This is a genomic window from Streptomyces laurentii (assembly GCF_040635425.1).
In the GTDB taxonomy this organism is placed as follows: Bacteria; Actinomycetota; Actinomycetes; order Streptomycetales; family Streptomycetaceae; genus Streptomyces; species Streptomyces laurentii.
In genome coordinates this window covers 1-22,273 of record NZ_JBEYHT010000071.1, presented here as the reverse complement: position 1 = coordinate 22,273, position 22,273 = coordinate 1, and the positions used below count along the sequence as shown (strand labels likewise).

The window sequence follows — 22,273 nt, the reverse complement described above, 5'->3', positions numbered from 1 at the left end:
AGCGGCCCGCGTTCGCGACGAGACCAGACTCTGACAATCACGGAGGCGAGATCATGACCGAGCCGGCACGCGAGGTGCCGCGTCTGCCCGCGGTGGTGCACAACACCATCAGCGGGAACAGTCCGCACCCCAGCATTCAGGCGGGCGCGATCGACAAGCTGGCCTGCTGGTGGAGATCGGCGACCGCCGCCCGGCCACCGGTGTGCCTGCTGCTGGACGGCGTCACCCACGCCGATCAGATCCGCGCCCTGACGTCCGGCGGGTCCGGGCATCTCGTCGTGGCCACCAGCCGCCTGCCGCTGGCTGGAGGGCGCACGGTGAGCACCGCGCCTGCCGAAGGAGCCGGAGCATGAGCGACATCAAGCGCGTCGATCCCGGTGGCGGAGATCGTGTCGCCGTTCCTGACACCCGGGTGAGCACTGCGGGCTACCGGATCGGCTTCGCCGATGACCTGTCGGCCGGCCTGTGCGAGGAAGCCGCCGGCCTTGCCCAGCAGTGCATCACCGGGTGCAGCGACGACCGCCCGGTCAGTGCCTCCCTGGTCCGCTCCAGGCTGACGAACGCACTGTCTGGAGAACCGCCCGTGCTCGCGCTGGCCCGTGACGGCAGTGGCGCTCTTGCCGGCTGGTGTGCCGTGCGCCGGCCTGAGCCCGGTGAGTTGAGGGCGCGGCTGTGGGGTCCGGTCGTCGCTCCGTCGGCCCGCCGAACGGGTCTGGGACAGAGGCTGCTGGAGAGGGTGGTTGGCGCGGTCGAGTGGCCGTTGGTGACCACGGACGTGCCGCTGGACCGTCCCGGTGCTGCCGCATTCTTCGCGGGCGCCGGGTGGTGGGTGCTGTACACGGTGACCGTCCTGCACCGGCCTGCGCCGTGTGGTCCCGCTGCCCGAGTCGACCGATTGGTCACCGCGGAGGGAGTCGATGACCTCGCCGGATATGTCGCTCGGGCTGCACAGCGGTTCGGCGGCCACGCGCCGGCGTCCGCGCAGGCGACCTTGGACCGGTGGCGGGACGACGCCCGGTTCCGGCCCGAGAATCTGCTGCTCGACCCCGCGACCGGCTCCCTGCTGCTCGCCCTGGCCCAGCGCAACGCCGCCACCAGCGAGCTGCTTCTGGCCGAGGTTTGGGCCCCACAGGCCGTCCGGCCCCGGCTGATCGAGGATGCGCTCGCTCTCGCCGACCGGAACGCCCTGGCCGCCGTACGGGCGGTGACCCGGGACAACCCGGCACCGTTCGTGGCCGGCGGCATGAGCGTTCTCGGCACCTGTCACCTCTTCGCTTCGCCCGACGAACAGCAGCCGGGCCACGGCGGCACACCCGATCCGGCCCAAGGAGGACCCGCATGTCCCTGACCAGCCATCCGTACCCGACGATCCACACGGTCGACGTGGCCGGCACCCGGTCCGAGGTCCGGCAGCTCCTCGACTCCCTTCTCGCCCGTATGCGCCGCACTCCTCAGGTCGAGGACATCTGGCACGACGACGCGCAGCAGTCCTGGGTGTGTTCGCTCGCCGACGGCGGACGGGGGCACCTGACGGTGGGCGCGCCCGCGGAGCCGGGCGCGGTGGCCCCGGGCACCCACCGGATCACGGCGTCGCATGTGAACGGGACGAGCGCGGGCGCGGAGCGGTTCTTCGAGGATGTCCGGCATCTGCCGCTCACCGAAACGGAGATGGCGGCCGTCGTCGACGAGCTGCCGCTGACCAGCACGCTGAGCGACCGGTGGATCGGCCGGCCGCTGTCCGGCGTCGGCGTCATCCTCACGATCCACCACATGCGGGACTTCCTGGCCCTGGTCGACAGCCTCCTCGCCCTCGGCGTGGACCCGGCGAACATGACGGTGATCGACAAGGAGTACCCCTACGCGCACTCCCGCCGCGTCGACGCGCACCTGGTCCACAGGTACGGGATCGAGGTGTGGCGCTACCGGGACCTGCTGGCCGGCATCAAGAGCCACGTCGTGAAGGCGGAGGCGGCAGGGCTGAGCAGCATCGTGATGGACGACGGCGGATACGTGATGCCGGCCGTCCTCACGCACATGCCGTCCTTAGCGGGGCACTTCACCGGGCTGGTGGAGCAAACCACCTCCGGTATCCGCAAGCTCGACGGCCTCGACCTGCCCATCCCGCTCTTCAGCGTCGCCGAGAGCGACATGAAGAGCATGATCGAGTCCTACGGCATCGCCGACGCGGCGGTCCGCAACACGTTGCGGCTGCTGCCGGACGAGAAGTTCGAGGGGCAGGCCGCTCTCGTCCTCGGCTTCGGCCGGATCGGCAGCGAGGTGGCCGGGGTGCTGCGCGACCGGCGGATGCGGGTCGCCGTGTACGACGCCGACATCACCCGCCTGGTCGGCGCGCACGAGCAGGGCTACGTCACCGGCCGGTCGCTCAACCGCCTGGTCGCGTCTCACCAGCCGAAGCTGGTGATCGGCTGCGTCGGCGCCACGAGCTTCGGTCTGGAGCAGGCCCGGCTCCTGCCGCCGCGGTCCTTCCTCGTCAGCACGACGTCGCGCGACTACGAGTTCGCGCTCGCCGAGCTGCGCGCGGGCAGCAGCACCGTGGCGGAGCGCGGTGTCCTGGGCACCGGCTACACGCTCGCCGACGGGCCGGACGTGCTCGCGGTCGGACACGGCATGCCGATCAACTTCCACTACGCCGAGTCGCTGTCCAACCGGTACGTCGACCTTGTGCTCGCCGGTCTCGCCGTGGGCGCCGTCGCACTGGCCCAGGGCGACGAGCGGCTGAAGCCCGGCCACAACGTGGCCGCCACCAACCGGATTCTGTCCGAGTCCGGGATCATCGACGCCTACTACCAGCTCTACGGCCCCACCAGCACGCCGCCGGCGGGAGACGGCCGTGGGTGAGCGCGTCTTCACCATCGACGACCTGGCCGAGACCGACTCCGTGTGCGTCTGCCTGTCGTGCCGGCTGGGAGCCGCGTTCGCGCAGCACCTGACCGACCTGCGCACCGGATTTCCCGGACAGGTCACAGCCCTGGGCCACCGCGGCGCCGGCCCCGAGCGGACCGCCGTACCGCACCTGGTCGCCCTGCGCCTGGGAAAGGAGCGCATCGACGCCGTGGTGTGGGAGGAGATGACCCACGGTCAGCTCGCCGCGTGGCTCCCCTACGCCGAGGCCCGCGCGCGGGTCCCTCAGCTGGCCAGGCGAATACCGCGGCTGGTCGCCATCCGCCAGGCCCTGCGCGCCGGCACGTTCACCCCCACGGGCGAAGTCGCCGCCGCGCTGGACTCCGGCCGTTACCCCTCGTTCCGTTTCTTCGTCGAGCACTGGCCCCAGATCAACAAGGAGTTCTCCTCATGACCACCCAACCCACCGACTTCGGCACCGTCGGCAACGGCTACGCCTCCTACAACGGCAGCGGGCGCGGACGGCTGCGCCACGAGATCGTGGCGCGCCGCGTCCTGGCGGAGCTCGGCGACAAGCCAGCCCGTGTCCTGGACGTCGGCTGCGGCGACGGCGAGATGGTGCTGCGCCTGGCCGCGGCCGGTCACCACGTCACCGGCGCCGAAGTCTCCTCCGACATGCTCAAGCGCGCGAAGGACAAGCTCGGCGCGGCGGGCGTCGCCGACCGCGTCACCCTCGTCGAGGCCGACATCTACAACCTGCCCTTCGCCGGCCAGGAGTTCGACGCGGTGTGCTGCCACGGCGTCGTGATGTATCTGCCGGACTCCGCCGAGCCGATCGCCCATCTCGCCCGGCTCGTCGCCCCCGGCGGGATCCTGAGCGTCCTGACGAAGAACGCCCTCGCGGTCGGGATGCGCGAGGCCCTGCGCGGCGAGTACGAATCGGCCCGCGAGCAGATCGAGAGCGGCCAGAGCGCGAGCCTGGGCAACCTCGGCCTCGTCACCCGCGGCGACACACCCGACCACCTGGCCCAGCTCGCCCGCGACAACGGCCTGACCCCGCTGGAATGGCAGGGCGTCCGGATCTTCCACGACCACATCAAGGGCGAATGGCGGCCCGACGAGGCCACGTTCGGCGAGGCGCTGGCCACAGAGTGGGCCGCCTCCACCCGCAGCCCCTACCGGAACCTCGGACGGCTCGTGCACGCCGTCGCGCGCCGCGAGACCACCGCATGACCAGGCTTCCCGTCAGGCCGCTGACCGTCGGTTCCCTCGCTCGCGACCTCGTCGCGAGCGAGGGCCTGGCGGTCAGCGCCCTGCGCTGCTACGAGATACTCACCGCGCTGTGGGTCCGGGCCGAAGACCGCGTCCTGCCCGAGGCCGGCCAGCTGCGGACCTTCGTCCTGCGCGCGGCCCGGCGGCTCATCACCGGCGAGAGGCAGGTCGTCGGCCCGGACGCCGGCCTGGTTCCCCTCTCGCTGCGCAGCGACGAATCGGTCGTACGCCTCCCGGCGTCCCTGGCCGTCCAGGGCGTGGAGTGGCCCGACCTCGTCCAGCTCGCCGAGAACTGGCTGTCCGCCACGTCGGCCCGAGGGCCGGTGACCGTGGTCGGGGTGCGGACGGGCGGGGCATACCTGGCCCCGCTGGTCGCGGCCCGTCTTTCCCGCGAAGGACTCGACGTCACCTGCATCTGCGTCCGCCCGAGTGACCACGTCACCCTCGGCCAGCGCCGGATCCTGCTGGTCGACGACCCGCCGCTGACCGGCCGGACCCTCGTGTCTCTCGCCCAACGCCTGGGCAAGCCCGGGACGGTGGACGTCCTCGTGCCGGTGGTCAAGCAGGACGATGTCCAGCCGCTGCGCGAAGCCGGCATCCCCGTCACCACCCTGCCCCGTTCCCTCTGGGCCTCCACGCGCCGCCTGGCCCCCGGCGCTCTGAGCACGTACCTGGACGAGGACGTCACCTGGCAGGGCGAGCAGCGTCCTGCGGGTGTGGCCGGATTCCGGGCGGGGCGGGAGAACTCCGCGCTGACCGGATGGCCGGGGCTACGGCATCGCTCGCCCGCGCGGGCCGCCTTCGCCCTGGTGACGCCGTCCGGCAGCCGGCAGCAGGTAGTGGCGTCCTGGGTGCCGCCCGGCATCTTCGGCGACGCGGCCCGCACGGCGGCCACCGAACTGGCCAGCGGCCGCGTCCCGCCGGCCACCGTGGGTGTCGCGCCGGCCATGGTGATCACCAAAGAGCTGGACGCCGCCGCCCGCCCGGCCGAGGGCATGGAGCTCTGGCTCGACGAGGCCGTCGACTACGTCCTGGAACGCTCCGTCCGGCTCCCGATGACCAAGGCCCTGCGCGTTCCGGTCCCCGCCCCGGCGGCCCTGAAGAGGCTCGCCACCGTATTCACCGGCGACCACCCGGTAACGGTCCTGCCCCGGTTGCAGCAGTGGATGGCGTCGATGGGCTCCTCGGTGCCCGACGGCCGGTGCGAGGCGGAGAAGTGGATCATCGACGCCGCCGGACGTCTGCGCAAGACCGGGCATCTCACCCACGCCTACCGTCGCGACAACGAGCTGTTCACCCCCTTGATCGACCTCGCGGCGCTCACCATCGCCTTCGGATGCGAACTCAAGTCGGTAGCCGCCGCCGTCGACCGGCGCCGGCCCGGCGAAGCCTCGTGTCTGCCGGCGCTCGCGACGGCCCTGCTCTGCTACGGCCCCGCACGAGGCGACCAGCTCCCGCGCACCTACAACCTGGAGCGCGCCGCGGACACCGCACGGGAGGCGTATCGCCTGCAGTCGGCCATGAGCGAGGCCGCTCTCATCCTCCAGGAGACCCTGACGCTCACCCCGAACGGCACAAGGACCGTGCTGCGCCGCTGGGCCGGTGCGCCCGGCGCGCTGCTCCAGCCGGTCCTGCCGTTCGGCGGCTATCCCGCCCCGCGGGCCCCGCGCGGCGGGAACGACATCAGCGAGGACGCGATCGTCCAGTGGGCCCAAGGCCGGTTCGAGGTCGTACGGACCGGTGACGCACTGCTGCTGGCTCCTCTCGGCCCCTCCGCCACCTGGCCGGACACCGCAGCCACCCTCGCCGATCTCGCCAGCCGTCTTCCCCATCCCAACCTGCTCGCCTGGTGCGGCGTCCCTCTCCTGCAGATGGAGCGAACTTGCTGACCTTCGACTTCGACGGCGTCCTGCACGACTCCCGGAAACGGGCCTGGCACGCCTACCAGACCGTGCGGAGCGAGATGGGCCTCGCCGAACTGCCCGACCTCTCCAGTCCCGAGCAGCTCCCGCTGGTCTACCAGGGCGTGCTCAGCCAGTCGCTCACCCGCTGGATCCCGTACGAGGAGGCCGAGCGGTTCTGGCGGCGCCACGCGCGGCTGACCGACTCGACCGCCCGCGAGGAGGAACGCGGCATCATCACCGAGCTCGTGGACGTGCTCGGTGCGCTCGCGCACGGGCCCGGGTACAGCGTCGTCACCGGCAGCCACCGCACCACGGTCGAGCATCTGCTGAGCCGGGATCTCGCTGTGGACGCGATGCCGCGAGTTCTCCTCACACGGGACGACACCGGCAGCAAGACGGACAAGCTCGGCTACCTGGGCGGACAGCACGGCGTGACCACCTACATCGGCGACACCGGCAGCGACATCCGCCACGCCAAAGCCGCCGGACTGCGAGCCATCGCCGTCGCGTACGGATACGCCAACGCCGACGACCTCACCGCCGCTGGCCCGGACCTCGTGTTGCACACTCCCGCCGACCTCGCCGCCTGGTGCCGCCTTGTCGAAGCCCCCCAAGCCGGGCCGGGCTCGCCGCCTCACTCGGCGCCAGCGTGCTGATCAACAAGCCGCTGACGTCGTTGAACACGCCGATGCCGCCTCCACACCTCGGAGAGGAAACACATTGACGCAGACCACACCAGACAGCGACGAGGCCACGGACAGCATCTCGGACGCCGAGCGGGAACTCTATACGGGGGCCGGCTGCGCTACGACCAGTCCTTCGTCCGGCGCGAAGGGCCGCTGGCCTGGCTCGGCTTCGGGCACATGGCGGCGGCACTGCCCCCGCATGGTGGGCACGCTGCCGCGCACCAGCTGGGAAACGGACCAGCGCGCGCTCGCCAGGATCGTGGCGACGTACTTCGCGTACGCGTTGCTGACCCGGCTGGAGGCCGGCAGTACCGACCTCCAGCCGGGTCATGGGGGTAACCGCCGCCGGTGGCCTCGCGGGGGCGGCGGTCGCCACCTGTCTCGTGGACCGGGTCGGACCGGCGCGCATGGTGCTGGCCGGGTCTTTCACCTACGGGGTGTTCGGGGTGCCGCTGCTCGTCGCCGGGCCGGGCCCGGTGTCGCTGGCGGTGGTCGCGGCGGGCACGACCCAGCGTTCCCTCCGCCAGCACCTGTGTCCTCCCGAGCTGCAGTCCCGCGCGCAGCAGACCTCTGTCTGGCTGGTCACCGGCCTGCGGCCGGCCGCCGCCCTGACGACTGGTGCCCTTGCCGCCGCCTTCTCCGTACATGCCCGCCGCGTCACCACCCTGCCCACCTCTGCGCCGACTCACGCGAAGGACTCCACTCATGGCTCTTGACCTCAACCGAGCGACCTGCGGTCAGCGCGCCGGCATGGTGGAGCGGCTCATTGCCGAGGGGGGCCTGACCGACGTGCTGCTGCGCGACGCGCTGCTGCACGTGCGGCGCGAGGTCCTGCTCCCGCACGCGTACGTCCGGGTCAGCGGCCCCGGTGCGGACCCGATCGTCTGGCGCCTCCTGGACGGCACCCACCCCGAGGACCGGCAGGAGTGGCTCGAGTTGATCCACAGCGACGAGTCGATCCTGATCCAGCGCGACGGCGAAGCCCTCGACGCTCTCGGCCGCGGGCCGGTGACCGGCGGCCACATGACGTCCATGTCCACCTACACCCCTCTCACCGTCGAAGCCCTCCAGGCCATGGCGCTCGGTCCCGGGCAGCGGTATCTGGAGCTCGGGCCGGGCCCCGGCGTCTCCCTGGCGCTCGCCGCGACCATCACCGGCCCCGGCCTGGCCACCGGCGTGGAGCGGGACACACACATGGCTGCCTTCGCCCAGCGGAACCTGGACCGCCTCGGCCTCGGGGCGGCCGTGGTCGAAGGCGACGCGCTCGAAGGGCACGAGCCGCGGGCCCCGTACGACCGGATCCACTCCGGCATCGGCGTGCCCCGCGTCCCGCACGCCTGGGTGGACCAGCTCGCGCGGGGAGGACGGCTGCTCACGACGCTCGCGACCCGCACGCCGAGCTGGCCCGGCCACCTCCTGGCCACCCGCACTCCGGCCGGCACGGTCGAGGCAGTCCTGCGGGGCCGGCGCCGCGGGTACCGGCCCCTGCTCGGCTACCGGTGGCTCAACGCCGTGGACTACCGCGCCCGTGTCACGGCGGACCCCGGCACGGCACGACCGACCCGGCTCGCGCCGCCGCCGGACGACGCATACGGGTTCTGGCTCGCCGCCGCGTACCTCGCGCCGGGCCTGGTGCGGGACTTCCAGCCCACGACGATGACCGTCGTCGCGCCCGAGGACGACTCCTGGGCCGTGGCCGGACCAGGCAACGGCACCGTCCGGGTCCACGGACCGCGTGACGTGTGGGCCGAGCTGGAAGACGTGCACGCCCGCTGGGAGGCGGCCGGACGGCCCAAGCGGTACCACGTCGAACTCCGCGACGGCTCCGGAACCCAGCACGTCACCTCCGGCACGGGCCCTAAGGCCCTGACCTGGACGCTGCCTCCGCTCGCCCTCGTCCCCCGGCAGGCACCGTGAGCGCGCATTCCCGGATCGCCGTCACGCTCCACACCTCGGACCCCATATACCGGGCCGGGGTAGACGGCCTGCTCAGATACCGCCCCGAGCTCACCCTCATCGATGCCTCTGACCCCACTGCGGACATCCAGGTCGCGCTGATCGTCACGGACACCGTGGAGGAACCGACGCTGCGCCTGCTGCGGGAGATCAAACGCACCAGCACAGCGCGGTCCCTGCTCGTCGTCGCGGACATCGACGAGACGAAGCTGATCGACGCGGCCGAATGCGGCATCACCGGTCTCCTGCGCCGCGCCGAGGCGACAGCCGACCGGCTCGTCCAGGCCATCACGAAGGCCGCCCGTGGTGACGGTCACCTCCCCGACGACCTCGTCAACGGCGTGCTGAATGCGTTCAGCCACTTACGGGAGCGCCTGCCCAGTCCTGTCGAACAGCGCCTGACAGAGCTGAGCGACCGCGAGATCGACGTCCTGCGCTGCCTGGCCGCCGGCCTCGACACCGCGCAGACCGGCCAGAAGATCGGCTACTCCGAACGCACCGTCAAGCACATCATCAAAAACCTGCAAACCCGGCTACAGCTGACGAACCGCACGCACTTGGTCGCCTTCGCCTACGAAAACGGCTACCTCTGACCCGCCCCTGTTCACCACCCCGCCCACCGCAGCAAAAGGGAGTTGCGCATGATCCGGCAGGGCCCGCTTCATCCCCACGCCGTCATCCCCGCCAGGCCGACACCAGCCGGCCGGATGGTCCCGGCCTTGCCAGCTTCGCACCCACGTGCACAGCCGTGTCCGCCCCGGCACGCCGGCCCCGGATCGGCGCCGGGCGGGCCGCACCGGCTCGTGGCCTGACCGGCCCACACCCGCCCGGTCCCATCCTCACGATCGGAGACGAGATGACCGCCACACCCTCCCCTGACGCGCCGCCCAGTACGACGATGACCGACGAGAAGTACGGGGCCTTACGCGCCTCGGCCGCCCTGTGGGCCTGAGGCCGGTGCGCCACCACTCAAGGGGGTGTGCGCAGCGCAGTAAGTACGCCAACAGGCCACTCGGCCGGTCACGGGCAAAGGACGGGTCGTACGACCCTCGTCAGCTTGCGGCCAGGGTCAGGAACTCCTCGACGCCTTCGGCGGCCCGCACGTGCCTGAAGGTCGGGACGAGGTCCTGTACGAGGACTTCGCAGCGTGGGGCTCCGATGCGGCGGGCGAGCTGGAGGGCTTCTCCGGCTGTGCGGGCGGCGATCTCGGGTTCCTTGAGTTCGAGGTGGCTGGCGGCCTGGTAGGCGAGGAAGACGCCGCGGGTCTTGTCGCGCTCGGGAGGCAGAAGGGCGCGACCTTCGGTGATCAGCTGGTGGGCGCGGGTCGTGTCGCCCAGGTCGAGGAGAGCCTGGCCGGTGTCGACGGCGAGGTCGGCTTCTCCGTACCAGGAGCACCAGGCCGGCAGGGGTTTCGCGGTCGAGCCCGCGAGAAGTCGTTCGGCTGTGGTGAGGGCTCGTCGGGTCTCCCGCTCGTCTCCTTGGGCCGCCAGGGCCCGGGCGAGGCGGAGGTGGAGAAGGCTGCGGGCAGCGGGGTGCTCGGTGCGGGTGATGGCGTGGGTGAGGATGCCGACAGCGGTGGGGTGGTCCTTGCACCAGGCGGCCTGATAGGCGAGGTCTCCAAGCATGGCGGCGCCCATGTCGCGGTCTCCGGTGGCGTGGGCGCTGTGGAGAGCGGCGACCCAGTGCTTCTGGGCGGTCGTGTGCTGTCCGCGGTCGAAGCGGTGCCAGGCGGTTGTCTGGGCGAGGGAGGCCGCGAGGTGGTGGAGGCGCCGACCTGTCGGTTTGTCGTAGCGGCCGTGCTGGATCATGTCGGTGACGGTGGTGAGGTGTCCGTCGAGGAGCGCGGTGAGGTGCTGGCGCTCCTCGGTGGCGATCGAGCTGAGGCGCCGGGTGCTGTCTTCGAGGAGGGTGACCAGTTCGCCCCCTACGTTCGTAGGGCCCTTCGCAGAGGGGAGGACGACGGCACCCGAGCCTGCCCAGGTGGCGGCGAGGCCCGTGAGGGCTACGCCCGAAGCGGAAAGAAATGCACGTCGGTCCATGGTGCTGGTGAGGGCCTCTCGCAGGGCGGGCACGGTGCTGGACGGGCCGAGCGGGACGACGCCGGTGTCGCCGGCGAGGAGCCAGTTCGGCCAGTTGGTCGGGTCGACGGCGTCGGCCGGCATTCCCAGTGCCTCGGCGATGTCGTACTGAGTGTCGGCCTCAGGGAGGGCTCCCCGCTCCCACTTGCGCACGCGTTGCTTGTCCGCGCCGGAGCGCAGCCCGCGACGGGCTGCGGCGGTACGGACCCCGGCCGCGAGGTCGGGCCCGGTCAGTCCGCGTTGCCACCGACGGTAGGCGAGCGGGTGGGTGAACTGGTCCACACCGATATACAAGCACCGGGCCGCGCCCTCCGTCCCTTCTTTCGACCGAAGGGGACTACCGGGGGACTACCGGCAACCCCTTTGCTGGAAGGGACAGTTGTCGCATCCTCGAAGTCCTGCACGAGTGGCGACTACAGCCCGATGTGGCAGGTCTCTTCGGCCTCTGCGGACTCCACGGGGAGCTTCCTCGCGAGACCTAGACTCAGCGCTTCCGTCCCGACCGGTCCTCGTTGCCCGACTTCGGGTTGTGGCCGGCGGGCGCGATCCGACGACTCCTGAGGAGGACCCCGTGCCCGAGAAGACCATCAAGGCCAAAGCGCTGTGCTACATCGTGCGCGACGGCCGACTGCTGGTCCACCGCCACACCGACTTCCCCTGGGAGGAAGTCGGCGTCCAGGTCCCGGCAGGCAGCATCCGCGACGGCGAGACGCCCGAGGCGGCGGCGCTGCGCGAGGCCCGCGAGGAGACCGGACTGAACGACTTCAAGATCGTGCGCAAGCTCGGCGTCACCTCGTACGACATGGGCCCGTACCGCCCCGAGATCCAGGAGCGGCACACCTTCCTGATGGAGCTGACCGAGCCGACGCCCGAGCGGTGGCCGAGCCAGGAGGACCACGACGGGCACGGTGAGCCGACGAGGTTCGAGTGCTTCTGGATCCCGCTGGAGACCGCGCACGTGCTCCAGTCCGGGCAAGGCGCGCTCCTCGGGCTCCTGGACATCTGACCCCACCCATCCGCCCCGACCCGTACAGGGAGGCAGCCGATGCACAGCATCCCCGCCCGGCACAGTCCGATCGACGAGCTGTACCGCGGCCTGATGGACGACGATGGCGAGGCCGCCGTCTCGGTGATCCTGAAGGTGCGCGGGGAGACCTGCGACATCGACTGCCTGTACTGCTACGAGAAGCGCAAGGAGGCCCCGGGAGGCGCGCGGATCGACGCCGGGCAGGTGCGCCGGCTCGCCGAGATCTTCCCGGGCCGCCGGCTCGCAGTCGAGCTGCACGGCGGTGAACCGCTGACCGCGGGCCGCGAGCACATCGCCGAGGTGCTCCGCGAGCTCGCCCTACAGCCGGCCGTGGTCCGTGTCTCGATGCAGACCAACGGGGCCCGGCTGGACGACGCGTGGCTGGACCTCTTCGAGACCGCGTACCCGAGGCTGCGGATCGGGGTGTCTCTGGACGGGGACGCGAAGGGCAACGCCTGGAGGGTCGGGTACGACGGAGCGCCGGTGTACCCGAAGGCGGCTGCCGCCCTTCGGCTCCTGGCTGCCCGCGGGTGGAAGGCCGGGGTGATCGCGGCGGTCACCCCGGCCGTCGTCGGCCGCGCCGAGGAGGTCGTGGATCACCTGGCCGAGTTCGAGGCGGTCAACGCCGTCAGCTTCGTTCCCTGCTTCGACGCTCCCGTGCAGCGGCCCACCGCCTCCTCCGTTCGGTGGGTTCCGGCGAGCCGTCGGCTCCAGCAGGCCGCCGTCGGCGCCGAAAGCGGGCCGGCCTGGGCGATCAGCCCGTCTCAGTACGCCGAGTTCGTCCTCGCCGCCACGGCCCGGTGGATCGCGGGCGGACACTTCACCCGACTGAAGCTGGAACCGGCGGTGTCGGCGATCCGCCGGCTGCGGGGACTGGGGACCGCCTTCTGCCACTTCTCCGACCTGAAGTGCGATCACGTCTTCACGCTCTACCCCGACGGCCGCCTGGGCAGCTGCGACGAACTCCCCTGGCCCCAGGCCCAGCTCACCCGCCTCGACCAGAGTGCGGGTGAACCCGACATCGTCGCCGCCCAGCGCAGGCTCCCGCTGCTGAACCAGGGCAAGGACCTGATGGGACGGTGCACCGACTGCTCGTACCGCTCGGCGTGCGGCGGAGGGTGTATCGCCACCCGCTGGCGCTACGAGAAGACCGGCGACCAGGACGCCTACTGCGACTACCGGATGCGGATGATCGACGGGATCGCGGCCCTCCTCGCCCAGCCCGCCCACCCGGACGGCGCCTGGTGCCGCACCACCCGGTGGCGTCCGCAGACCCCGAACAGCATGCGGGACATCGATGTCTTCCTCTCCCGGTGGGACCGCCCGGACGCGGACCGTCCGCCCGTGCGGCTGCACACCAGCGCGTACGGCAACATCAACACCGTCGGCGAACCCGGCGTGCACGAGGCCGATGACCTCGACCCGGGTCACCCGCAGTGGCACGAGGCGATCGAGGCCGGTGTCCGACCGCTGGTCGACGCCGTCACCGGCCCGTGGGGCTGCGTCACGTACGACAGCTGCGAGGGCCACTTGTACGACGGCCTCGGCATGCTCCCCACCGAGCGCCGGATCGGGGTCCTGCCGCGCAACCGCGCGGAGTACGCCCGCGTGGCCGCCGCCCTGTGCCGTGCGGCCACCGCCGCGGCCCCCGCCCTGCCCGCTTCCGTCCAGGTAACGGTGGGCCGCGCCGAACTGGAGTGCGAGAGCAGTGCGCGCAGTGTCCCTGTGGTCGACCTGGTTCTGCTGCCCGCGCCCGGACACGGCTGGGCGGAGTACTTCGCGGCCGTGGACGAGGCAACCCGGGCCGTCGCCGCCGCCCTCGGCGGCGAGCGGCCGACCGGCTACCGGTGCGCCTGTCCCGTCCCCGCGCCCGACGTGTCCCGTCGTGAGGGGGTGCCGGTGTGAGCGCGGAACGGGTCCTTGACGAACTGACCGTCCACCAGCTGCTCGGGCGCATCGTGTACTTCCACGTCCTGCTCATCGCCCCCGATCTGCCGGCCGCCGATCGGGCGCCGGCATCCGGACCGGCCTGCTGCCGCCATCGGGCTCCCGCCTCCCGGTCGCCGGAGACGGTGCTGGCGGGCTCCGCGTGGGGAGCGCTCCTGGAGGTCGCGGCCGAGCTGCCCGGCCACCACCGGCCCTGCCCGCGCACGTCCAACGCGTGCTGCGCGGCCTGTCGTGTCACCTCGGCAGCGGCGGCGGCAGGGAGCGGCTGGGCTGCGGCCGAGCACCGGGCCTACCACCAGCATTCTCCGGCGCCGGGGCTCCTGGATGCTTGCGGACGTGCAGCGGCCAGCCGGGTGGGGCGGGTCTTCGCCGCCCGGCACGCCACCGCGTGCACGTCCCTGGACCGGCTCACCGCCGATCCGCCAGCTCCCGAAACCCTGCCCAGTGTGGACGAGCTGCCGCTGACCGGCGAGCTGCTGGCCCTGTGGGCGGACCCGGCCGCCACCACCCAGGCGCCTGTGGTCAGTTGGCTCAACCACTGCACCGGCGGCCTGGGCGACGTCCGCCGCGTGCTCGAATCAAGGAGGAACCCGTCGTGATCCACATCGCCGAGACCGTCGCCATCGGAAGCGTCGAAGGCTTCCTCACCGCCGGCGAGCGGGACCAGCTCGCCGCCCTGATGCGCGCCTTCCTCACCTCCGAGCGCCGAAGCGACTTCGGCGAGCAGCGCAGCAGCTCCATCCACGAGATCCCCGGCCACACCCCGGAGCAGGCGATGGCCGTGTACGAGCCGGCCGGGCGAGTGGAGATCCCGAAAATCCCCGAGCAGGCCGAGCACCTGCTCCAGGACGCCTTCGACCGGGCCCGCCCCGCCTTGTCCCGCGTCATGCCGTCAATCACGACGTGCCGTCCGTGGACATACGTCGAGTACGGGCCCGGCCAGCACATCACCTCCCACCTCGACGGCATCGCCCCCGACCCGCTCGCCTGGCCCCGGCAGATCGCCGGCATCAGCGTGGTGATCAGCGAGGCGGCGGCCGGCGGCGGGTTCTACGTCGAGACCTCCTCCGACAGCCGCCTGTGGGACACCCGCCTCGACCACTCCCCCGACAGCGGCTACGCGCCCGGCATTTGGCTGGCGCACGACGGCGCCGACCACTCCGCCGGCTGGTTCACGCAGATGCCCCGTACCCGCTGGACCGTGAGCCCCGCCCAGGGCACCGCCCTGCTCTACGGCTCCCAGCTCGCCCACGGCACCGAGCCGGTGGTCCGCGGGCGGTGCGCGAAGTTCATCAGCTGGCTGACCGCCGAGGCCGGCGAGCGGTGAAGGGGATGCTGCTGGCCATCGAGGGCATCTCCGGGGCGGGCAAGAGCACCCTGCGCGACCGGCTCCTCGCCGCCGCCCGCGCCGAGGGCCTGCCGCTGGGGCACATCGGCCAGTTCTCCTGGCTGTCGCTCCCCGCCACCCGGACGATCGTCCGCCTGCGCGGTCTCCGCGCCGCCGACAGCACGGAAGCGATCTCCGCCGTACGCCTCGACCTGGACCTGCACGGCCGCCATAACCTGGCCCCTGCCCTCGCCCGCGGGCACGTCGTCGCCGACCGGCTCACCCTGTCGACCGCGTGCCAGCTCGCCCTGGTCCACGGTCTGCCCGTGACCGACTGCGTCCGGCAGCTCGCCCACGCGCCCGCCGCACGCGCGAAGCTGACCATCCTGCTGACCACCCCAACCAGCCTGTGCCTTGAGCGGCTCTCACACCGGGCCACGCCACGCCGGTTCGGTGAGGACCCCGACACCGCGGCACGCCTCACCAACCTGTACGACCAGGCGACCACGGCCTGGACCGAGGCGACCGGGCTGCCCGTCCTGCGCCACCCCTGCAGCACCGGCGCCGACCTCGACACCCTGATCGCCATGTGCCTGAGCGCCTTACGCCAAGCCCCCGCGCCCACCGCGCGCGTATAGGAGGAGTGCCCCCCGACATGCGTCTGCATCCGATGCACCCGGCCGCCTGGGTCCTCGACCAGCTCGGCACCGACGGATGGCAGGTCCACACCCTGCTCTCCTTCACCCGCGCCAGCACCCTGGCCCTCGTCAGCCGGGACGAGGCGGCGCCCGTGGTCCTCAAGGCCGGGTTCGGCAGCAACCACGTCCTCGCCGAACTCGACGAGAAGGACTGCCCGGCCGCGTACGGCTTCTACTGGTACGCCGAGATGACCCCGGCCGAACGTGCCCTCGCCCGCGAGGACTTCCGCCACGAGATCGCCGTCGCCCGCGCCGCCACCGGCGCCGGACACGTCGTCCCGCTCCTGGAGGAAGGCGCCACCGACCGGTTCGACTGGTACACGATGCCCTACTGCCCCGGCGGCTCCTTCCGCTCCTGGCTCACGGCCCCACGCAACGAGAAGACCACGGCCGCCGGGCTGGGCATCCTGGCCGACGTCGCAGCCGGCCTCACCCACCTGCACGAGCGCGGCATGGTGCACCGCGACGTCTACCAGGAGAACGTCCTCGTCCACGACGGCCACGGCCTGATCACCGACCTCGGCGCCGCCCGACTCACCACCGCCGCCCGAGGCCCCGCCGGGCGCGGCCCGGAAGTCCACTGGCCCCCGGAATACGCCTCCTCGTACAACACCGCCACCCCGGCCGCCGACGTGTTCAGCCTCGCAGTCCTGGTCCACCGCTTCGCATGCGGCGACATCCCCCGCCACGGCACCCACCGCCTGGACTCCGCGCCGGCCCCGCTGCGCCCGCTGCTCACCGGAGCACTCGCACCGGACCCCAGGGACCGCCCCACCATGGCGGACCTGCACGACGGCCTCCGGCAGGCGGCCGAACCGACTTCCGCGCCGCAGCCGCGCCGCGGGCACTAAGCACACCTCCGGAAGGAGGGCCTGTGATGCGCTCCGCCCGAGCACCCCCGCTCTGCCCGAGAGCACACGACACCCACATCCCGACCCATGAGAGGGCAAGACCGACCATGACCGAGAACCAGACGACCCCCGAGTCCTTCCTCGCCGCCGTGGACACCCTCCGCGCCAACGAGGGCACCGTCCGCGCCACCGCCCACACCTCCAGCGTTTCCGCCGACGGCTGGACGGCCACCGAGCCGGCCTCCGCCCCCGAGAGCACCGACGCCTGACCCACCCTCTGACGCCGGCGGCGACCCGCCGGTAGTCACCCTGGGGCCGGCCCGACGGGGCCGGCCCCAGCCCAGCTCCGGGAAGGAACCCTCGTGCCCGCACCTCTCGACTTCGCGTTCTCCCCCATTCAGGACCTGCGCCGGGACCGCACGCAGCGGATCCACAGCCTCTTCCGGGCCGACATGGGCCGGACCGAGCGGCCGGCCGACGCCTACTGCCTGGCCCATCACGCCCTCGAAGGCGCCGAAGCCGCCGCCCGCACCGGGGACACCGCCACCTTCGACTGGTACCAGGCCCACCCCGACGCGAACGGGATCGCCCTCGCCACGCCGACAGCCGTCGGCCCCCGTGTCATCGTCTCGCCCGACCCGGGCCTCATGCTGCGGTCCTCGATCTCCGACACCGCGTACTACGTCCTCGGCCCCGACACCACCGCCGCCTCAGCACACGAACTCGCCCTCACCGCAACCGCCTTCGACACGGCAGCTCGGCACGGGTTCGGCGATCTGCTGGCGGACCACGCAGTCGTCACCTGCCTGCTCCGACGCAAAGCGCTCGGCGACACCCTCATCAGCTGGGCCATCACCCGGCTTCCGGGAACCGTCTACACCGACCACGTCGACGTCCCTGTCGTACTCGGCCGCGACCTGGTCCACGAAGCCGGCCACAACTGGCTCAATGACGCCCTGGCCTCGATCGGCTGCGCACTCGACGAGGCGGAGACGTTCCACTCCCCCTGGCGAAACTCGCGGAGGCCCGCGTTCGGCTTCCTCCACGCCTGCTGGGCCTTCCCCCTGACCATGATCTACACCGCCCGCGTCCTCACCGATACCAGTGGCGGCCTCCACCGCTTCCTGGCCGGCTACCTCGACCAGCAGCGTCGGCTGCTCGCGACCACCACGGCCGATCACACGAAGGCGCTCGCCCTCGTCCCGCACCCCGAGCTTCAGCAGCGCCTGCAGAACGTCTACGCCGAGGCGCTCTCCCTGTAGCAGGCAACGCCCAGCGCTCACTTGTCGGCTTGGGTCTGGCGCTGCTCCGGGAGTAGCCGCTCGACGACGCAAAGAGCCTCGGCGACCACCCTCGGCGGCAGAAGGACTTCCAGGACTACCCGATGTGGCGCAGCCTCGTCGCCCGTGTCTGCGCCGAGCTGGACCGCTACACCCAGGGCGGTCCGGTCATCGCTCCGATGACGCTGCTGCGCCGCGAGTACGCCGACGAGATCTTCGAGGCCCTGGCCAAGGACGGCGTCGAGGTCCACCACCTCCTGCTGCACTCCGACTCCGATATCCTGCGCAGCCGGATCGAAGGCAGCATGGAATTCCCCGACGACGAGGAGTGCAGCGAGAAGGTCCGCGCCTTCCGGCGCCGCCGCCTCGCCGACTACGAGACCGCGTACGCGACCTGGCTGGGCGAGCAGGCCGAGGTGATCGACACCACCGGCCTCACCCCCGAGCAGGTCCTCGCCCGCGCACTCACCCTGCTGGGCCCGTGAGCAGCGCGATAGCCCGGATGACCGGGCCGGCCGAGGTCGTCGCCGACCACAGCTGGCCCGGCACGTCCACCACCGTGCTGCGTCTGCAGAACCCCGACGGCCGCGAGACGATCCTCAAGTCCAACACCAGCATCGGCAGTTTCCAGCGTGAACATGCCGCGCTCTCCCGCTGGACGCCGCCGCTCGGCCCCGTCGTGCCCCAGCTCATCGACGTCGACGAGGACGAGCGGCCACTCCTTATGACCTCGGTCCCCGGCCGCCCCCTGCAGTCCCTCGCCCTCACCCGACACGAGGAACAGCACGCGTACGAGGCCGCCGGCGCCCTCCTCGCCGCCTTCCACGTCACCGAGCCCCGCACTGTCCTGCTCTCTTTCGGCCCGGACCGCGCCGCGTACGTCCGCCAGCAGCTCGCCGGCACGACCGCACCTCTGACCGTCGCCGGCCTCACCGTCCACCCTCCGGCTCGGCGGCACCCGGGCCCACCCGACCGTACGGTCCTGGGGGCATGCCATCCGCGCCCACCACCACGCGTGCCTCGGCGACGCACGCAGCGCCCAGAAGGACCTCCAGGCAGCCTGGAAACTGCTCGGCCGGACCGACGACGGCGAGACGCCCCCCTACATCGGCTACCTGAGCCCCGCCGAATTGAACAAATGGACGGGCCGCACCATCCTCCGTCTCGGCCGCAGCACCCCGGCCCTCCTCGGCACGGGCCAGAACGCCCTCGACGACGCCCGTGCCGGCTGGGCGACCACCCACGTCCGCGGCTCGGCCGAGGTCCTGACCGCGAGCGCCCGCATCTACGCGGCCCGCGGAGACCGAGAGACGGCCGCCGACCTTTCCGCCCGTGCCGTGGCCGTCGCCACCCAGACCGGCTCAGCGAGAAACCTCCGGGCTGCCCTGGCCGCCATAGCCGAGTGAGCGCCGGGCGGTCGTGTGGAAGAAGAACCCGCTCGGCTCCCCAGCAGCTTCTCCGCACGCAGCCAGCACCTCGACCGCCCTGCGCACCGCGTCTCCGACCGCTTCAGGCGGTCAACTCCACCTTGGAGCATGCGCAGTTTGGAGCCGTCCCGGTCGATCGTGCCTGCTGGAACTGGGCCTGCGCACGAGGCCCTGTGGGCACCGTGTCCAGCTCACGGGCTTCGTCTTCGGCCTCTTCGTTCGCCGACCATGTAATGACGACCATGCGGCAATTCGGGAGAGCAGCAGGGTGGAGTACGTGGCTGACGACTTCGATGGGCTCCTGTCCCATGATGGGGACGCTCATGCGGAAGAGGTGACCGTCGCGCGTTTTGGTGAGTTCGGTGGTGGTCTCCCAGATGTGTCGGACGTCCGGGTCCTCGCACACGTCGCCGATGAGGGCCAGGAGTTCGGCCGCGTCACTCCGGGCGAGGGCGAACTTCAGCATCTTCACGTACTCCGCAGCATGCTGTTCCCAGGCGTGGTACTGGGTGCGCGCCTCTGGATCCAGCAGGGCCCATCTCATGAGGTTGGCACGGGGTTCGAGCACCCAGGGCCACCACTCCGCCATCGATGCGTTGGACGCGAGGATGTTCCAGTAGGGGTCGCACAGATAAGCCGGCCTGGGCATCTGCTGGTCGACCAGCAGGCGCAGGCTGCTGTGGACTCGCGGGTCCACCGGCCCGCTCTCCGCAGTCGTGGCGAGGTTGTTGTAGAGCAGGAGCGCGGCGCGTTCATCGCGGTCGAGCCGCAGGAGATCAGCGAGCCGCCGGCACTGTTCGCGGTCGAGCCGAGTCCGGCCGTCACCCCGCTCCAGGTTCCTCCACCAGCGTGCTGACCTTCCGACCGCCGTCGCGCACTCGTCCTGGGTCACGCGGCGGCCCCGGCGGTGGCCGGCGATCTTCCGCCACGCCTTCAGCTGGCCGGCGAATCCCATTACCTGGCCCGCCCAGGGCTGCCCGGCCTCCCTGGGCAGGTGCCCAGAGGACTCCGCTTTCCGGCCTCCTCGCACGTGTTCGTCCTCCCCTGCCTCGCACCCGGTCCCCCTGATGTCCGGGAGGGGCTCTGTGACGCCCATCCGCTTCTCCTTGTTCTTTCCGTTCACGACGCCTCTCCACATGGAGGGGGGCTATCCCCGAGTCGAGGCAACAAAAGAGGGTGGACCCGTGCCAACGCACCGGCCCACCCCTGCCTCTGTTCCAGAGTACGAGATCTTTTTTTTCGATCATGAAATCTCGCACCCCCTCAGCCTCGGTGACCCATCACACACGTTCCTACGCTTGCGTAGGGAGTGACGATGGAGCGATATGGAGTCGATCAACCACGAATCGGACATCGAAACCGGAAATCTATTGCCGGTTTCGAAAGCGGCAAATTATTGCCGCTTTTTTCTTTCTCCCTGGGCAACCCCTTGCCCGAAAGATGACGTAGGAACGGGAGAGATCACCATCCCGCTTAGAAAAATGGGTAGTTGATCCGCCTCGGCAAGTCGGAAATTCCGCCGCCACCTGGGTCTACGCGCGTAATTCCTGGAGTGCGGGACCGTTGACGCTGATCGCGGAGCGGGCTTAAATCCTGATCAACAGCAGGTCAGCGGCGCGATCATCCATCGCACGGGATTGGGGGGGCATCGCCTGTCAGTGCGTCAGCGATCGCAGTGGTGACGCCCCACAGGAGAGTTCGCATCGATCCCTCACCCTCCGAGCGATGCGACTTGTCACGGAATATAGAGCCAACGCTGGACTTGCGCGGACCGTCTACGTATGTTCGTCGTCCCCCACCGGGAGGCCAACCCGGTGAACGACGAAAGGAGTACGCGAGTGCACGCCAGCAGACCCTGAAAAGCGCTGCGGCGCCCGGGAGAGGCAACTCCCAGGCGCCGACACCGCGAAGAGTCCTATCTCCTCGCCGAGGCAAACGGCGGAGAGACCGACCCATCATCGCCGCACCGGCCCTTCCCACGGGGCAACACCGGGCGGCAGCACTTCAAGGGAGAAGCATTACATGAGCCCGGCCCTGCGCGAAAGCCGGACACCAAGGACCGGTTCCGCGGACCGCGCAACAGACACCACCGGCACACCCCTTCCGGCCCGCCGGTACGGGGGTGAGGTCTGATGGCCCGCATCCGCACCATCAAACCCGAGGCGTTCGAGTCCGAGGACCTCGCCTCCGTGGACGTGACGGCCGTCGTCACCTTCTTCGGCCTGCTCACCCACGCCGACGACGCAGGCCGGCACCGCGACAACGCGGCCATCGTCGCCGGGCGGCTGTGGGCGCTGCGCCCCGGACACACGCCGACCCACGTCGCCCAGGACCTGGAGCAGCTGGCCGAGCGCGGGCTGATCTGCCGGTACACGGGCTGCGACGGGAAGACGTGGCTGCACATCGTGACCTGGGACCGGCACCAGAAGATCAACCGCCCCTCCGCGAGCCGGCTTCCGCGCTGCCCGCAGCACGATGCGGCACGGGCGTGCGGCGAGTGCGGCCTCGCCCGCTGTCCGGGCCGGGGTCACTCCCGGGACGGCGGGCAGTCGGCGCCGGGCTTCACGGACGAAGTACCCGCCCGCCGCGCACAAGGGGCCGATTCCGTGAATATTCACGGAGGACTCACGCGGCCCGAGACGGCGGTTCCGACCCTGGCATCCGAGGAAGTGACCCGCACCACTCCCGCCGCGGGCGGCGTGATCGCCGCCACATCTTCCGAAGATCCGCACGCGACCCTCTCGGCTGACGAAACCGCAGGTCAGAGCGTTTCTTCCACATCTGACGGCGTGACGGCGGCCACATTCACTGAGGACTCACGCTCTGGATCTAGTGACCTGAGTCGGAGGTTTGTCGTTAGTTGGGTATGAGTCGTCCGGGTCCGAAGATTCCGCCGTTGTCGGTGACTGATGCCCAGCGGGCTGTGCTGGAGGGGTGGGTGCGTCGGCGGACGACGGC

24 protein-coding genes and 1 pseudogene are annotated in these 22,273 nt (G+C 71.2%); 23 read left to right on the top strand and 2 right to left on the bottom strand.

Annotated elements, in window-relative coordinates; all coding sequences use genetic code 11:
• The first annotated feature begins 53 nt into the window (after positions 1-53).
• The 10 genes from ABZ693_RS31025 to ABZ693_RS30980 all read left to right on the top strand — a co-directional run bounded on the left by ABZ693_RS31025 (position 54) and on the right by ABZ693_RS30980 (position 9,273).
• Positions 54-353, top strand: coding sequence for a hypothetical protein (locus tag ABZ693_RS31025; RefSeq protein ID WP_359884201.1), 300 nt, complete (start codon positions 54-56; stop codon positions 351-353).
• Complete coding sequence (locus tag ABZ693_RS31020; RefSeq protein ID WP_359884198.1) at positions 350-1,348, top strand: GNAT family N-acetyltransferase; 999 nt, start codon at positions 350-352, stop codon at positions 1,346-1,348. Before ABZ693_RS31025 ends, ABZ693_RS31020 begins: the two co-directional genes overlap by 4 nt.
• Entirely contained in the window at positions 1,339-2,859 is a 1,521-nt protein-coding gene (locus ABZ693_RS31015) for a Rossmann-fold NAD(P)-binding domain-containing protein (RefSeq protein ID WP_359884196.1), read from the top strand. Before ABZ693_RS31020 ends, ABZ693_RS31015 begins: the two co-directional genes overlap by 10 nt.
• Positions 2,852-3,316, top strand: a complete 465-nt coding sequence (locus ABZ693_RS31010; protein WP_359884194.1) for a hypothetical protein — start codon at positions 2,852-2,854, stop codon at positions 3,314-3,316. Before ABZ693_RS31015 ends, ABZ693_RS31010 begins: the two co-directional genes overlap by 8 nt.
• Positions 3,313-4,095 (top strand): methyltransferase domain-containing protein, encoded by a 783-nt coding sequence (locus tag ABZ693_RS31005; RefSeq protein WP_359884191.1) that lies wholly within the window; start codon positions 3,313-3,315, stop codon positions 4,093-4,095. Before ABZ693_RS31010 ends, ABZ693_RS31005 begins: the two co-directional genes overlap by 4 nt.
• A complete protein-coding gene (locus ABZ693_RS31000; protein WP_359884189.1) occupies positions 4,092-6,023 on the top strand; it encodes a type I phosphoribosyltransferase in 1,932 nt (643 codons plus the stop codon). Before ABZ693_RS31005 ends, ABZ693_RS31000 begins: the two co-directional genes overlap by 4 nt.
• On the top strand, positions 6,017-6,694 hold the full coding sequence (locus tag ABZ693_RS30995; RefSeq protein ID WP_359884186.1) for an HAD family hydrolase: 678 nt from the start codon (positions 6,017-6,019) through the stop codon (positions 6,692-6,694). Before ABZ693_RS31000 ends, ABZ693_RS30995 begins: the two co-directional genes overlap by 7 nt.
• Positions 6,695-7,053: 359 nt before the next feature.
• Complete coding sequence (locus ABZ693_RS30990) at positions 7,054-7,440, top strand: hypothetical protein (protein ID WP_359884183.1); 387 nt, start codon at positions 7,054-7,056, stop codon at positions 7,438-7,440.
• Positions 7,430-8,641, top strand: coding sequence for a protein-L-isoaspartate O-methyltransferase family protein (locus ABZ693_RS30985; RefSeq protein WP_359884180.1), 1,212 nt, complete (start codon positions 7,430-7,432; stop codon positions 8,639-8,641). Before ABZ693_RS30990 ends, ABZ693_RS30985 begins: the two co-directional genes overlap by 11 nt.
• Positions 8,638-9,273 carry a helix-turn-helix transcriptional regulator gene (locus tag ABZ693_RS30980; protein ID WP_359884178.1) on the top strand — a complete coding sequence of 212 codons (636 nt, stop codon included), beginning with the start codon at positions 8,638-8,640 and terminating at the stop codon, positions 9,271-9,273. Before ABZ693_RS30985 ends, ABZ693_RS30980 begins: the two co-directional genes overlap by 4 nt.
• Before the next feature lie 459 nt (positions 9,274-9,732).
• On the opposite strand, the gene ABZ693_RS30975 is transcribed toward ABZ693_RS30980, so the two are convergent.
• Positions 9,733-11,040 (bottom strand): NsdA family TPR-like regulatory protein, encoded by a 1,308-nt coding sequence (locus ABZ693_RS30975; protein WP_359884175.1) that lies wholly within the window; start codon positions 11,038-11,040, stop codon positions 9,733-9,735.
• A gap of 289 nt (positions 11,041-11,329) precedes the next feature.
• Between ABZ693_RS30975 and ABZ693_RS30970 the strand changes: the two genes are divergently transcribed.
• The 11 genes and pseudogenes from ABZ693_RS30970 to ABZ693_RS30920 all read left to right on the top strand — a co-directional run bounded on the left by ABZ693_RS30970 (position 11,330) and on the right by ABZ693_RS30920 (position 19,294).
• Positions 11,330-11,764 (top strand): NUDIX hydrolase, encoded by a 435-nt coding sequence (locus ABZ693_RS30970; RefSeq protein WP_359884173.1) that lies wholly within the window; start codon positions 11,330-11,332, stop codon positions 11,762-11,764.
• A gap of 39 nt (positions 11,765-11,803) precedes the next feature.
• Positions 11,804-13,690, top strand: a complete 1,887-nt coding sequence (locus ABZ693_RS30965) for a radical SAM/SPASM domain-containing protein (protein WP_359884170.1) — start codon at positions 11,804-11,806, stop codon at positions 13,688-13,690.
• Positions 13,687-14,331 carry a hypothetical protein gene (locus tag ABZ693_RS30960; RefSeq protein ID WP_359884168.1) on the top strand — a complete coding sequence of 215 codons (645 nt, stop codon included), beginning with the start codon at positions 13,687-13,689 and terminating at the stop codon, positions 14,329-14,331. The genes ABZ693_RS30965 and ABZ693_RS30960 overlap by 4 nt, the downstream gene beginning before the upstream one ends.
• Positions 14,328-15,059: a hypothetical protein gene (locus ABZ693_RS30955; RefSeq protein WP_359884166.1), complete on the top strand. Its 732-nt coding sequence runs from the start codon at positions 14,328-14,330 to the stop codon at positions 15,057-15,059. Before ABZ693_RS30960 ends, ABZ693_RS30955 begins: the two co-directional genes overlap by 4 nt.
• A gap of 5 nt (positions 15,060-15,064) precedes the next feature.
• Positions 15,065-15,697 carry a dTMP kinase gene (locus ABZ693_RS30950; RefSeq protein ID WP_359884164.1) on the top strand — a complete coding sequence of 211 codons (633 nt, stop codon included), beginning with the start codon at positions 15,065-15,067 and terminating at the stop codon, positions 15,695-15,697.
• A gap of 17 nt (positions 15,698-15,714) precedes the next feature.
• Positions 15,715-16,608, top strand: a complete 894-nt coding sequence (locus tag ABZ693_RS30945) for a protein kinase domain-containing protein (RefSeq protein ID WP_359884161.1) — start codon at positions 15,715-15,717, stop codon at positions 16,606-16,608.
• A gap of 107 nt (positions 16,609-16,715) precedes the next feature.
• On the top strand, positions 16,716-16,877 hold the full coding sequence (locus ABZ693_RS30940) for a hypothetical protein (protein ID WP_359884158.1): 162 nt from the start codon (positions 16,716-16,718) through the stop codon (positions 16,875-16,877).
• A gap of 93 nt (positions 16,878-16,970) precedes the next feature.
• A complete protein-coding gene (locus tag ABZ693_RS30935; RefSeq protein ID WP_359884156.1) occupies positions 16,971-17,870 on the top strand; it encodes an aKG-HExxH-type peptide beta-hydroxylase in 900 nt (299 codons plus the stop codon).
• Positions 17,871-17,992: 122 nt separating this feature from the next.
• Positions 17,993-18,373 (top strand): hypothetical protein, encoded by a 381-nt coding sequence (locus tag ABZ693_RS30930; protein WP_359884153.1) that lies wholly within the window; start codon positions 17,993-17,995, stop codon positions 18,371-18,373.
• Positions 18,374-18,390: 17 nt separating this feature from the next.
• Positions 18,391-18,885 (top strand): annotated as a pseudogene (locus ABZ693_RS30925) (phosphotransferase); the annotation flags it as partial.
• 133 nt (positions 18,886-19,018) lie between these two features.
• Positions 19,019-19,294 (top strand): hypothetical protein, encoded by a 276-nt coding sequence (locus ABZ693_RS30920; RefSeq protein ID WP_359884151.1) that lies wholly within the window; start codon positions 19,019-19,021, stop codon positions 19,292-19,294.
• 103 nt (positions 19,295-19,397) lie between these two features.
• Here ABZ693_RS30920 and ABZ693_RS30915 read toward each other — a convergent pair whose 3' ends face one another.
• A complete protein-coding gene (locus ABZ693_RS30915; protein ID WP_359884148.1) occupies positions 19,398-20,438 on the bottom strand; it encodes a helix-turn-helix transcriptional regulator in 1,041 nt (346 codons plus the stop codon).
• A gap of 202 nt (positions 20,439-20,640) precedes the next feature.
• On the opposite strand from ABZ693_RS30915, the gene ABZ693_RS30910 reads away from it, so the two are divergent.
• Positions 20,641-20,808, top strand: a complete 168-nt coding sequence (locus tag ABZ693_RS30910; protein ID WP_359884145.1) for a hypothetical protein — start codon at positions 20,641-20,643, stop codon at positions 20,806-20,808.
• A 639-nt stretch (positions 20,809-21,447) separates the two neighbouring features.
• On the top strand, positions 21,448-22,185 hold the full coding sequence (locus tag ABZ693_RS30905) for a hypothetical protein (protein WP_359884143.1): 738 nt from the start codon (positions 21,448-21,450) through the stop codon (positions 22,183-22,185).
• The last annotated feature ends 88 nt before the right edge of the window (positions 22,186-22,273 follow it).